Origin of the sequence: Blautia sp. DFI.1.216 (genome assembly GCF_020594215.1) — a bacterium.
Taxonomy (GTDB): domain Bacteria; phylum Bacillota; class Clostridia; order Lachnospirales; family Lachnospiraceae; genus Blautia_A; species Blautia_A wexlerae.
The window spans coordinates 71193-84665 of the sequence record NZ_JAJDML010000003.1 but is presented as its reverse complement, the minus strand read 5'-3'; the positions used below and the strand labels follow the sequence as shown (position 1 = coordinate 84665).

Sequence of the window (13473 nt, the reverse complement as noted above, 5' to 3'; positions counted from 1 at the left end):
TTTTCTTTTCTGTTTATGGCAGACAAGAGAAAAAAGGATAGCTATATTGTATAGTTTCTCTAATAATTTTAGAGCAATGAATTTATCACAGGTACTTCGTCTTTTCATTGTAAAAGTACAATCGTGGAAAGCACTAATATTGGCACTTTGATTTTGTGCATTATGCACAAAATATGATAGCAACAAAGAGGTCATATATAAAATAGAAACAAAAATAACTTGACATTTAATGAAATATATGTCATGTTGAGGTTAGTAAAAACAGTACGTGACATAAAACTATCAAAAAGTAAAAAAGAGAAAGGAGGTTTATCGAATGAGAGCAAAGAAGTTGAGAACGAAAGTAGTTGGTCTTGTAGCAGCAGTTATGGTTGTCGGCGCTCCACTTACAGCGTGGGCTATTGATGTAGCGGGTGGAGATTTGTACTACAATGGAGGGCAAACAGACACCATTGTATATTCCGAAATTGGGCGTAAAGCAGGTATTAGTCGCAACTACATGGTAAAGGCAACTGTAAAGGTCGGCGGAGATACATATACCAGTGGATTCAAGTCAAACTACGCTTACAAAGATGCAAAGAGAGTTTGGTGGGCGAACGAAACATCTTATTATGATTATTATCCATATTAAGTAAAATAGTTCAAACACCTAGGGCGGGGCTATTTATCCCGCCCTATTTTATACATTTCTTCAAAGAAAGGGGCGTATGTTATGAAAAAATTTTTAAAGATTTTTATTTTCCTTGAAGTCATACTCTTTGCATATATTTTTAATACTTCTATTTACAACATTTATGAAAAGAATAACATTGCTACTGAGAATTTAAAAGGGTATGTTTTAGAAGAAACATCGCCAGAAATTCTCGACAAATTTTATACAATATTTACAGAAGAATATTCTCAAAATAAATTAGAACTCATTAACAATACGCTCACTTCCACAGATAAATCTGTTTATGATTTATATTGCTATCCATTAAATGAGTTTACACAAAAACAGCCTATATCTTCCTCTATTTTGTTTCAATATCATGAATTGCAAAAGGAAGATTTTTTAGATAGTGTTGGTGTATTCTATACAGATTTACCAGCTAACGCAATTAAAGAGATAGCTTCTCAACTGTCCGTCGCAATAAATAACTTTGAAAATGACGCTATTCCGTATAGTATGGTATTAGAATTGAATCTTCTGAATTTTGTAATCTTATTTATTGTACTTCAAATCATATACTGTATTTATACGTCTTATAGTTTGAAAAAAATAGGTATTAAAAAAAGCATGGGCTTTTCTACTATACATATTTTAAAGGAGCAAATTACCAGTGTAATAAAATATTTTGCTGTAATATGTTTAGTATTACTGTTCTTGCTAAATTTATATTACGCATTAACAAACAGATATGATTTTTCTTATTTAGCAACAAGTGTACTGTTCTTTATTGGTGTTTTAGCTATAAATATACTTTGTGTTTTAATTACAAGTATTTTAATTAAGTTTGTTTCTTTAGAGGCAATGATAAAAAATAAGACTTTAAATAGCGGCACAAATATTGTAGTTCAGGCTATAAAAATAATTTTTTCGGTAATAATCGCTATCACTATTATTTCATTGCTGAATCAGGGGAACTCATTTAGACAAAGCCAACAAGCTGTTTTAGATTATAAGTATCTGGACGGATATTATACCGCTAATGGTTTTAATTCATCGGAGTATGATTATGCGTTAGCAAACACAGACATATTAGAAAAATATTCTGAACAAACATTAGAGATGTATAATCATAACCATTCACTACTATGTGATTTTAGGACAGACGGTGGTTTGCAGACATCACGCCCCTATTATGAACAACAGCTTGTTATTGCAAATAGAAATTATCTGAATGAATTTTCAAATATCCAGCTCAGTGGAAAACCATTGGGAGAAGATATATTTAGTGAACCAACAGTATTAGTTCCACATAAATATAAGAATGATGAAAATTCTATTAGCGAATATATTAAGCAAGAATATTTCCGATTGATGAATTACAATCAATTTTATGGAATACCGGGAGAAGAAAAAACTATTGATAAATTTAATGTTGTTTATATAGACGATGATTCTACGATAAAAGTCAATACAGAAAATGGTTTTTCGGATATGGCTAATCCTGTTATCATTGTTGATACGGGCAATTTTGCAGGACTTTACTATTTGGATTCTTTAAATACAAGGTGTTTATTTTTTCAAATGGAGTCAAGAGAAGATTTTTCTTCTTTGTTATCAGAATATGATTTAGAGCAATTAGTTACAGCTGGAACATTACTTACACCTTATTTAATGCAACTTGAAAATGTGACATTCGTTCTTAAAACACTCACTATGTTTACGATTGTCTTTATAGTGTCTTTACTGTTTATTTTGTATATTTCAAATTATGTGGACATTTTTGTAAATCGAAAGAGATATGCGGCAAAAGAGATTTTAGGATTCTCTCATTTTAGGACACTGAAAAATCGGTATATTTTTTGGGGAATCGAAATAATTATATCAGGCGTATTAACTGCTATAAATTATTATTTTGCTTGCCTTTTTGCGATTATACTTATTGACTACATATTCTGCGAATTGCTTTATAGAATTTATATCTCAAACGCTTTATATGAGATTGAAAAGGGGGCATAAGTATGTCATTGATTACATTAAAGAACGTCAAAAAAGAATATGGGAAAAATCAGGTTCTATTTGAAAATTTATCTTTAGAAATAGAAAAAGGCGAATTTGTGGGGCTTGTAGGGAAAAGCGGGGCAGGTAAAACGACACTTTTAAATATAATAGGATTGATTACTGATATATCCGAGGGAACAATCACTATTGATAGTCATAAAAATTTGTCCATGAACGGTAAAAATGCTATGATTTTGAGAAGATATACAATAGGCTATCTATTTCAAAATTATGGACTAATAGAAGATGAAAGCGTGTTGTGGAATTTAAAATTAGCTCTTGAATATAAAAAAGTAAAAAAAGAAGAAAAACTGAAACTAATCAATAAGTATTTAAAGCAATTTGAGCTAAGTGACATGCTTAACAAAAAAGTATATCAGTTAAGCGGTGGAGAGCAACAGCGAATTGCAATTATTAAATTGATTTTGCAAGGAAGTCAGATTATATTAGCTGATGAACCAACTTCTGGACTTGATAAAGAGAACGAATTGATAGTGATGAAACTTTTGAAAGAATTAAATGAAAAGGGCATTACTATAATCATGGTCACTCACAACATGAATTTGTGCGATTGTTTTTCCAGAGTTATAAATGTAGAAAACTTTAGATAGTTTGTTAAAGGGAGATACGCGGTTTTATTATACGTGCAATCTCCCTTTATATTTCGTCATATCAAGACTCATATTCAATTATGGTAAATTCGTGGTAAAACACTTATTTTTTCAAGTGATGAACAGCCCTTAAATGCTGTATTTATGCGGATAATCGGATTTTCTATATCAAGTTTAAATAAAAACAAAAAAAGAATCATAGCGGTAACAGTGATGTTGATAAACTTCTGGCAGGAAGTCTTGTTCTGGTGTCCGGAAAACTGGAAGAGGTGCAAAGCCCCACGAATCCGGGAGAGTTTGACAGTAAAGCATACTATGGCTGCCAGAGGATCTACTATGTGATGAAGAAAGGAAAGATAAAGAAACAGTCGCAGAGTCATTCTGCATATGGGCAGTTCTTGATCGATGTGCAGCAGAAATTTGCAGGTATTCTGGAGAAGACCTGTGGAATGGAAGCTGGAGCATTTGAAGCAATCGTGCTGGGAGATAAAACAAATCTGGATTCGGAGTTGAAAATGCGTTATCAGATGGCAGGGATTATACATATCCTGGCGATTTCGGGGCTTCATATCAGTCTTCTTGGAATGGGACTGTATAATCTGCTGAAAAAAATCGGTCTGGGTATCTGGCCGGCAGGCCTGCTGGCGCTGGTGATCATGCTTCAGTATGGGATGATGACCGGAGGGTCTGTTTCAACTATGCGGGCAGTATGTATGTTTTTACTTTCTGTAGGTGCAAAGATCGCAGGACGGATTTATGATATGCCTACAGGAATGGCGGCTGCGGCGATCCTGATCCTTATGGAAAATCCGGCGTATCTGCTTGATGGAGGTTTTCTGCTGTCTTTTGGATCGGTGATTGGGATTGGCTGTGTCTGGCCGTTAGTACAGGAGGGGATGGATGTATTAAACCGGAAAAAACGAAGTGAGGTTAATGAGAAGGGAAAAATCAGAGATAAACTTCTGATGTCATTTCTGGCATCCGGAGTTGTGCAGCTTACCATACTTCCCATAGTGCTGTGGTTTTACGGAGAAGTGTCGGTGATGGGGATTTTTCTGAATCTGCTGGTGCTTCCTACTGTGGGGATTGTACTGGGAAGCGGAACTGCCGGTGCATTACTTGGATTAGTCACTGTCAGAGGCGCATTTCTGGCTGTTGTTCCGGGCAGGATTATTCTGAGAGGATATGAGTTTCTGACAGTGCTGTTGGGGCGACTTTCGTTTTGCACATGGATTGGCGGAAAGCCGGAAGTGTGGCAGATCGTTGGATATTATCTGGTTCTGGCAGCAGCGGTGTGGATATACAGAGCGGGTGTGAAGAAAAGTGAAAATGGTAAGATCTTTGCGTGGAAAATCCGGGCTGTATATGCAGGTATGGTATGCTTTGCAATTCTGCTGATCAGTTACAGACCGCATGAAGATTTCCGTATCGCCTGTCTGGATGTGGGACAGGGAGACGGAATTGTGGTGGAAATAGAAAACAGATGGAATATCCTGATCGACGGGGGCAGTACGAATAAGAATGAACTGGGAAAATATCAACTGCTCCCATATCTGAAGAGCAGAGGAATTTCCAGACTGGACGGAATTTATGTTTCTCACACAGATGAAGATCATATCAGCGGGGTGCGGGAACTTCTGGAATTTGTTGAGAAAGATCTGACTTCTCTGCGCATAGAGAATCTGATCCTGCCCAAATGGAGCGATATTCAGGAGAATAAAAATTATCAGGAGCTGATAGAGCTGGCAGAGTCAGCGGGAGTCCGGGTGCTTACTGTGAAAGCAGGAGATGAGATCAGATATGGAACTGTCAGACTGAAGGTTCTGTGGCCGGAGTCCACAGCATCAGGGAAGGAAGTAAATGAAGATGCGATGGTTCTGGAAATGATAAGCAAAGATTTCAAAGGGCTTTTTACCGGAGATATCGGGATGGTGACAGAAGAAAAACTGATACAGAATGGGTGTCTTGAAGATGTGGACTTCCTGAAAACTGCTCATCACGGTTCCAGATATTCTACAGGAGCAGAGTTTCTGGAAATCGTCAGACCGGAACTGGCTGTTGTTTCCTGTTCTGCAACAAACACATACGGGCATCCGTCGCCGGATACGCTGGAACGGCTGAAGAAGAGTGGAAGCAGAGTGCTGATCACCAGAGACTGTGGGGCGGTTACAATAGTCAATGGAAAATCTGTTTCTGCCTTTAACCGAATCAAGTAAGACCCCTGTGGAGATGTGAAAAGCAATAAGCAGTAGGATTTTCAAAGTGGTTACGTTCACAGTAACTCAAAGCAAACAATGTTGTCATAATTATATACAGGTGTCTTGACACCTGTATATCCGGGGAGTATAATTGCACAGACAAACGAAAATCAAGCATGATGTGAGGAAAGAAAGATGAAAGAACATTATGATGTCATTATTGTGGGAACAGGGGCAGCCGGACTGTACTGTGCGCTGAACCTTCCGGAGAAAATGAAAATCCTGCTTATCACCAAGCAGGAGGCAGACCAGTCAGATTCATTCCTGGCACAGGGTGGAATCTGTATGCTGCGCGGCGAAGATGACTATGAAAATTATTTTGAAGATACCATGCGGGCAGGACATTATGAGAATAATAAACGGGCAGTAGATCTGATGATCCGCAGCTCCAATGATATTATCAGGGATCTTCTGCGTTATCATGTGGATTTTACAAGGGATGGTTTGGGAAATCTGGCGTTTACCAGAGAGGGAGCACATTCCCAGCCAAGAATTCTTTTTCATGAGGATATTACAGGAAAAGAAATCACACAGACTCTCTTAACTGCTGCAAAAATAAAAGAAAATATTGAAATTTGTGAATATATGACTATGGTAGACCTGATCTCCAAAGACAATACAGTTTGCGGAATCATTGCAATGGACCGGAATGACCAGGCATTTCCTGTTTATTCTCAGTATGTGGTTCTTGCCTGCGGCGGAATCGGCGGGCTTTTTAAAAACTCTACCAACTTTTCGCATATTGCGGGAGATGGTGTGGGAATTGCAATGAAGCACCGTGTGGAAATGGAAAATCTGGACTATATCCAGATTCATCCGACAACTCTCTATTCAAAGAAACCCGGACGGCGTTTCCTGGTTTCAGAATCAGTCAGAGGAGAAGGTGCTCTTCTGTATGATAAGAACGGACAGCGTTTTACAAACGAATTACAGCCGAGAGATCTGCTGAGCCAGAAGATTTTTGCCCAGATGGAAAAGGATGGAACAGAGTTTGTATGGGAAGATATGCGCCCTCTGGGAGAGAAAACAATTCTGGAACATTTTCCTCATATTTATGAACAATGCGTGGAAGAAGGTTTTGATCCGAGAAAAGAGCCAATCCCGGTTGTTCCGGCACAGCATTATTTTATGGGTGGAATCAAGGTAAATCTGGGAAGCAAAACTTCCATGAAGGGACTTTATGCCTGTGGAGAGACAAGCTGTAATGGCGTCCATGGAAGAAACCGTCTGGCAAGTAATTCTCTTCTGGAATCTCTGGTCTTTGCAAGAAAGGCTGCAGATGATATGATATTTGGACAGATACCGGAATATGTGCGGGCAGATGAAATTGATATGAATATGTATGAAAGCAGAGAAGAACTGCTTAATGCCTGCCACGAAACCGTATTAAAAGAGATTGAAAGGATGAAAAAAAGTCATGAATAGTATTACAATGAAAATGCAGGCAGACAAGCTGATCCGTATGGCGCTTCAGGAGGACATTACCAGTGAGGATGTTTCCACGAATGCAGTGATGCGAAGCGCAGTAAAAGGAACCGTAGATCTGATCGCAAAGGAAGACGGAATCATTGCCGGACTGGATGTATATGCGAGAGTATTCCAGATTCTGGATGAGAAAACAGAGATCAGTTTCAACTTTAAAGACGGTGAGGCAGTAAAGAAGGGCGATCTTCTTGGAACAGTAACAGGAGATATCCGGGTGCTTCTTTCCGGAGAGAGAGTTGCCCTGAATTATCTCCAGAGAATGAGTGGTATCGCTACTTATACAAAACAGGTTTCAAAGCTTCTGGAAGGAAGTAAGGTAACACTTCTGGACACCAGAAAGACAACTCCGAACTGTCGTGTTTTTGAAAAATATGCTGTACGCATAGGCGGCGGATGCAACCACAGATATAATCTTTCTGACGGAGTACTGCTTAAGGATAATCATATCGGAGCAGCCGGAAGCGTAGCGAAAGCAGTGGCCATGGCAAAAGAATATGCACCATTTGTCCGTAAGATCGAGATTGAAGTAGAGACTATGGAACAGGTAAAAGAAGCAGTAGAAGCAGGAGCAGATATCATTATGCTTGACAATATGACACCGGAAATGATGAAAGAAGCAGTAGAGCTTATCGCAGGCCGGGCACAGACAGAATGCTCCGGAAATATCACAAAGGAAAATATCGCCAAAATCCTGGAAACAGGTGTGGATTTTGTTTCCAGCGGTGCACTGACACATTCTGCTCCAATCCTTGATATTTCCATGAAGAATCTTCATGCAATATAATAACATGGCAGCGAAGCTGTTTTGCAGCGGATAATTTGCTATAGGATTATATCGTGGAGAAAGGATGGGAAAGTATGAATACTGCTCAGAGAAGAACTGAAATTTTAAAGCTCCTTCAGCAGGAAGAAAAACCTGTGGCTGCCAGGGCGATGGCATCACAGTTCGGAGTAAGCAGACAGGTGATCGTGCAGGATATGGCTGTGATACGTGCATCTACACCGGGAATCCTGTCAACGACCAGAGGATATGTGTTGCAGCAGGATAAAGATATTGCATGCACCAGGGAATTTAAAGTACGCCATGGGCAGGAGCAGGCAGCGGAGGAACTGAATCTGATCGTGGACTGTGGCGGGCGAGTGAAAAATATCAGCATCAGCCACAGGGTTTATGGCCGTGTCACTGCAGAGATGGATATTCGTTCCAGACAGGATGTGAATGAATTTGTCCAGGCGATCAACAGCAGCCATTCCAGTGTATTAAGCAGTGCTACTTCCGGGTATCACTATCATTTGATAGAAGCATCCAGCCAGGCAAGGCTGGATCTGATTGGAGAACAGTTAAAGAAAGCAGGTTTCCTTGCACCACTTCAGCCATGGGAAAAGGAAAAACATCATAATATATAAGTAAGAAGGGATTCAGAAGATGACAATAGCAGAAATTCAGCAGGAAATCCTGCGAATGAAAAAAGAACAGGATATCTGTATTCTTGCACACGCATATCAGGGTCAGGAGATTCTGGAAGTAGCAGACTATACAGGAGATTCCTATGGCCTGAGTGTACAGGCGTCCAAAAGAGACTGCAGCGGTGTGATTATGTGCGGCGTGCGTTTTATGGCAGAAACCTGCAAGATTTTAAGCCCGAAGAAGAGAGTATGGCTTGCTAATCCTGTAGCCGGATGTCCCATGGCAGAGCAGTTGGATCTGGAAGGTCTGCGTGAATTAAAAGCACAGTATCCGGATTATGCAGTTGTCGCCTATATTAATACAACTTCAGAACTGAAAACAGAATGTGACGTATGCGTTACGTCCTCATCAGCAGTTGAAATCTGCAAAAGGCTGGAGCAGGATAAGATTTTATTTATTCCGGATCCGAACCTGGGACATTATGTGGCGGAAAAGCTTCCGGAGAAAACATTTGCATTTTATAAAGGCGGATGTCCGAGACATATCGTGGTCAGCGCAAAAGATGTAGAAAAAGCCCGCGCAACGCATCCGGATGCACTTTTCCTGGTACACCCGGAATGCCGTCAGGAAGTAGTAGAGCAGGCTGATTATGTAGGCTCCACCACAGGAATCATGGAATTTGCAAAGAAATCTGAACATAAAGAATTTATCATCGGAACAGAAAACAGCATTGTAGAGCATCTTCAGTTTGAATGTCCTGATAAGAAATTTTACCCGGTTGCAGTACAGCTTACATGCATGAATATGAAGGTTACCACCTTAATGGACATCTACAACTGCCTGAAAGGACAGGGCGGGGAAGAAATCCTCCTTCCGGAAAATATCATGGAAGGCGCCGGAAGATGCATTCACAGAATGGTGGAGCTGGGCGGCTGAATAATAATCTGAAATTTTCTGCTGGCTATTATGTCATGGAATTGATACAATAAAAGTAACGTTACTGAGAACAGTAACAAAGTAACTGCTCTGCAGTCTGATATCCTGGTATCTGTGAATAGAACAACAGATTGCTGAACAGTTACAGACAAAACAGCCTCAGGAGTAGAAAATTGAAAAACATACAGGCAGACATTAAATCAGGAAATTTTAAACAGGTGTATCTTCTCTATGGAGAGGAAGCATATCTGAAACAACAGTATAAACAGAATCTGGTAAAGGCACTGAATCCGGATGGTGATACTATGAACTTCAATCATTATGAAGGCAAGGGGATTGATGTAAAACAGTTGATCGACCTCTGTGAAACCATGCCATTTTTTTCGGAGCGCAGAGTGGTTTTGCTGGAAGATACAGGTTTTTTCAAAAATAAGTGTGAAGAACTGGCAGATTATATGAAAGAGCTGCCGGACTATCTGTATCTGGTTTTTGCAGAAACGGAAGTAGATAAGAGAAACCGCATGTACAAAGCAGTAAAATCTTGCGGCAGTATTGCGGAATTTATCAGACAGGATGAGAAGACTCTGATGCGCTGGGCAGCAGGGCTTCTGGGGAAAGCCGGAAAAAAGATCACCCAGAGAGACATGGAACTTCTGCTGACCAAAACAGGAACTGACATGGGAAATCTCAGGATGGAACTGGAGAAGCTTATCAGTTATACAGAAGGCAGGGACGTGGTGACTGCAGAGGATATTGAAGAAATCTGCACTACCCAGACAACCAATAGAATTTTTGATATGGTGCGTGCGGTAACGGAGAAAAACCAGAAGCGTGCACTGGAACTTTATTATGATCTGCTGACATTGAAAGAACCGCCGATGAGAATCCTGTTTCTTCTTGCGAAGCAGTATCGCCAGTTGCTGTTGGCAAAACAGTTTGCGGCAGCAGGACTTGCGCAGACGGAGATAGCCTCAAAACTGGGAGTACCCGGGTTTGTTGTGAAGAATATCACAACATGTGCCAGAGCCTATACTATATCAGAACTGGAACAGGCAGTAAAAGATTTTGTGGATGCAGAAGAATCGGTGAAAACAGGACGCCTGGAAGATAAGCTGAGTGTAGAATTACTGATCATTAAGTACAGCAGTAAAGTAAAATAAGAAAAACGGTAACTGCCGGATATTCTGGCAGTTACAAAAGATAATAACAAAAAAGACAGCCACATGACGGTGATGGCTGTCCTTTTTAATCATAAGCTTATAATTAAAAATTCAATCTATAATTAGTCAATGCTGTTAACAGCTTTAGCTAAACGGGCAACTTTTCTTGCGCAGTTGTTTTTATGATAAACACCTTTGGATGTAGCTTTGCTGATTGTGGAAACAGCATCCTTTAATGCTACTTCTGCAGCTGCCTTATCTTTATTTGCTACTGCTGCTTCAACTTTCTTCATAGAAGTTTTAACTGCAGATTTGATTGCTTTGTTTCTTGCTGCTTTAGTTCTGTTTACTAAAATTCTTTTCTTAGCAGATTTAATGTTAGCCAATTCGTACACCTCCAATTTAATTCGATAAAATATTATTATACTCCTGTCATAGAAACAGACACGGGCGCTCCTATGAACATGCTTATATATATTATCTCAAATAATCTTCCTTGTCAATACATATTTCCATAAAAAAAGCTAAAAATAGATATAAAAGATTGTTATAAGAACGGAGTAAACAGTAACAAATATTGAATGAAGTACGGAGGGAAAAGAGATGCTGGATAATTACGGAATAAGAACAGACCTGGCGCTGGAGGCAACCGAACGGTTTACAGAGGAAAACGTAGAAGTCCGGGGAGTGGAGATCCACGAAGATTATAATGAAGAGAAAGATATCCGTACCACTGTGGTAAAGATCACCACAGAAAACGGTGCCCGGACAATGGGACGGCCCCAGGGAAGCTATATTACGATAGAAGCTCCGGGGCTTTCTGTACATGATGAGGATTATCACAGAGAAATTTCCCTGGAAATCGCCCGTCATTTACAGAATGTGATCAATCTGGAGCGTGAGCTGTCCATTCTGGTAGTAGGTTTGGGAAATTCAGCGATCACAGCCGATTCCCTGGGGCCTCATGTGGTAGAAAATCTTCATATAACGAGACATATGATAAGAGAGTATGGCCTGCAGAGTCTTGGAAAAGAAAAAATGCACCGTATCAGCGGAATTATCCCGGGAGTAATGGCGCAGACAGGGATGGAGACATCTGAAATCATACAGGGAATCGTGGCAGAGACAAAGCCGGACATAGTGATTGCCATTGATGCGCTGGCAGCAAGAAGCACCAGACGCCTGAACCGTACAATTCAGATCACAGATACAGGAATCAACCCGGGTTCCGGTGTAGGCAATCACAGAGTGGGGCTTACAGAAGAAAATCTGCAGGTAAAAGTGATCGGGATCGGAGTACCCACCGTAGTAGATGCGGCAACTATCGTCCATGATTCCATGGCACACCTTCTGGAAGCTCTGGAAGAGGCAGAACAGAAAGAATTTCTGGAAGAAATGATATCTCCTCATCTTCACACCATGTTTGTAACTCCCAAAGATGTGGATGAGACAGTAAAATACCTGAGTTTCACAATCTCAGAAGGACTGAACATGGCGTTTGAGGAAATAGGCGGCTGACCGGAAAATTGTTCCGTCAGTGTGAACAGGGTATAAATGGGAAAACATGGACATAGGATAAGTCAAGAGGTGATCCATGTGACAAACGTTCAGAAAGCGTTCTGCATTCTGCTTAGCATGTGCTTTTTTGCCACTCTGGCAGTATTGCCAGGGACATTTTTTACAGGAGAAAATGTGTACAGGCATCTGCCCCTGTACCGCTTTCTGGAAAAAAGAGCTCATATGAGTTCCTATGAAGATATTGAAACTTATAAAAAAATAGCAGGAGAAAACGGAAAATATCTGGGAGAGCGTGCACAGTCCGAACAATTGCTGGCAGAAAAAGGTGAATCTGAAGAATTACAGATACCAGAATCTACACCGGTACCGAAAGAAACAGCAATTCCTTCGAAAACAGTAAAATCAGCGAAAATATCAGAGTCAGCGAAAATATCAGAATCAGAACAAACTTCAAAAAAATCAGACAAGACACCTAAACCGAAAAAGATAACTGCGTCACCGGAAAATCATGAAACGGACAAATCACAGAAGCCGCAAGAGTCAGCAGCGCAGAATGACCAAAATATTCAGAACAGCACAGAAACCATTGCTGCTGCAGTTCCTCATCCAATAATCGACCTGTCCCCCGAAAAACTGGCAGATTATAATTATCTTCTGGGACAATTCTATATCGTAGATTCCAACACAGAAGCAGATGCCGTACAGATCAATGCCGGGGATTTTCTGAAACAGGACTTAAAAATCACCAAAGAAACCGATACCCCTCAGATTCTGATCTATCACAGCCATTCGCAGGAAACCTTCGCAGATTCCAGAGAAGGGGAAGAATCCGACACGATTGTAGGAGTAGGAGATTATCTGACACAGCTTCTCACAGAAAACTACGGTTATCAGGTAGTCCATCTCAAAGAGCAGTTTGACATGGCAGGCGGTGAACTGGACCGCAGCGCTGCTTATGATTATGCCCGCGATTATCTGGAACCTTATCTTCAGGAAAACCCGGATATCCAGGTGATCATAGACCTGCACCGGGACGGCGTCCCTGAAGACCGGCATCTTGTAACAGAGATCAATGGAAAACCCACAGCTCAGATCCTTTTTTACAATGGACTGAGTTATACGACATCCAAAGGTTCCCTGGACTATCTGCCAAATCCATACATACAGCAAAATCTGGCATTCTCCTTTCAGCTGGAATACCAGGCAGCCCAATACTATCCTCAATTTTACCGGGGAATTTACCTTGCAGGTTACCGCTACAATCTCCACCTCCGTCCCCGCTCCCTTCTTCTGGAAGCCGGAGCCCAGACCAACACTGTCCAGGAAGTAAAAAATGCCATGGAACCATTTGCCGACATTTTAGACAAGGTACTGCAAGGATAAATTC

12 protein-coding genes are annotated in these 13473 nt (G+C 40.5%); 11 read left to right on the top strand and 1 reads right to left on the bottom strand.

Annotated elements, in window-relative coordinates; translation table 11 throughout:
* Positions 1-316: 316 nt before the first annotated feature.
* The 9 genes from LJE11_RS02040 (at position 317) to holA (ending at position 10568) form a co-directional block, all read left to right on the top strand.
* Positions 317-631 (top strand): hypothetical protein, encoded by a 315-nt coding sequence (locus tag LJE11_RS02040; RefSeq protein WP_009243730.1) that lies wholly within the window; start codon positions 317-319, stop codon positions 629-631.
* Positions 632-712: 81 nt separating this feature from the next.
* Complete coding sequence (locus LJE11_RS02035; protein ID WP_101629281.1) at positions 713-2668, top strand: hypothetical protein; 1956 nt, start codon at positions 713-715, stop codon at positions 2666-2668.
* A 2-nt stretch (positions 2669-2670) separates the two neighbouring features.
* Complete coding sequence (locus LJE11_RS02030) at positions 2671-3321, top strand: ATP-binding cassette domain-containing protein (RefSeq protein WP_009243732.1); 651 nt, start codon at positions 2671-2673, stop codon at positions 3319-3321.
* A gap of 248 nt (positions 3322-3569) precedes the next feature.
* Entirely contained in the window at positions 3570-5537 is a 1968-nt protein-coding gene (locus LJE11_RS02025; RefSeq protein WP_227295424.1) for a DNA internalization-related competence protein ComEC/Rec2, read from the top strand.
* 177 nt (positions 5538-5714) lie between these two features.
* Positions 5715-7004: an L-aspartate oxidase gene (locus tag LJE11_RS02020; RefSeq protein ID WP_227295422.1), complete on the top strand. Its 1290-nt coding sequence runs from the start codon at positions 5715-5717 to the stop codon at positions 7002-7004.
* Entirely contained in the window at positions 6997-7848 is an 852-nt protein-coding gene (nadC, locus tag LJE11_RS02015; protein ID WP_022380105.1) for a carboxylating nicotinate-nucleotide diphosphorylase, read from the top strand. Before LJE11_RS02020 ends, nadC begins: the two co-directional genes overlap by 8 nt.
* A 74-nt stretch (positions 7849-7922) precedes the next feature.
* Positions 7923-8471, top strand: a complete 549-nt coding sequence (locus LJE11_RS02010) for a transcription repressor NadR (protein WP_227295420.1) — start codon at positions 7923-7925, stop codon at positions 8469-8471.
* 19 nt (positions 8472-8490) lie between these two features.
* Complete coding sequence (nadA, locus tag LJE11_RS02005) at positions 8491-9408, top strand: quinolinate synthase NadA (RefSeq protein ID WP_055059793.1); 918 nt, start codon at positions 8491-8493, stop codon at positions 9406-9408.
* 173 nt (positions 9409-9581) lie between these two features.
* Positions 9582-10568, top strand: a complete 987-nt coding sequence (gene holA / locus LJE11_RS02000) for a DNA polymerase III subunit delta (protein ID WP_227295418.1) — start codon at positions 9582-9584, stop codon at positions 10566-10568.
* A 122-nt stretch (positions 10569-10690) separates the two neighbouring features.
* Here the strand turns inward: holA and rpsT are convergent, their stop codons facing one another.
* Positions 10691-10954, bottom strand: a complete 264-nt coding sequence (gene rpsT / locus LJE11_RS01995; RefSeq protein WP_020993497.1) for a 30S ribosomal protein S20 — start codon at positions 10952-10954, stop codon at positions 10691-10693.
* 217 nt (positions 10955-11171) lie between these two features.
* Between rpsT and gpr the strand changes: the two genes are divergently transcribed.
* Positions 11172-12086 (top strand): GPR endopeptidase, encoded by a 915-nt coding sequence (gpr, locus tag LJE11_RS01990; protein WP_022380109.1) that lies wholly within the window; start codon positions 11172-11174, stop codon positions 12084-12086.
* Positions 12087-12164: 78 nt separating this feature from the next.
* On the top strand, positions 12165-13469 hold the full coding sequence (locus LJE11_RS01985; RefSeq protein WP_022380110.1) for a stage II sporulation protein P: 1305 nt from the start codon (positions 12165-12167) through the stop codon (positions 13467-13469).
* Positions 13470-13473 lie beyond the last annotated feature (4 nt).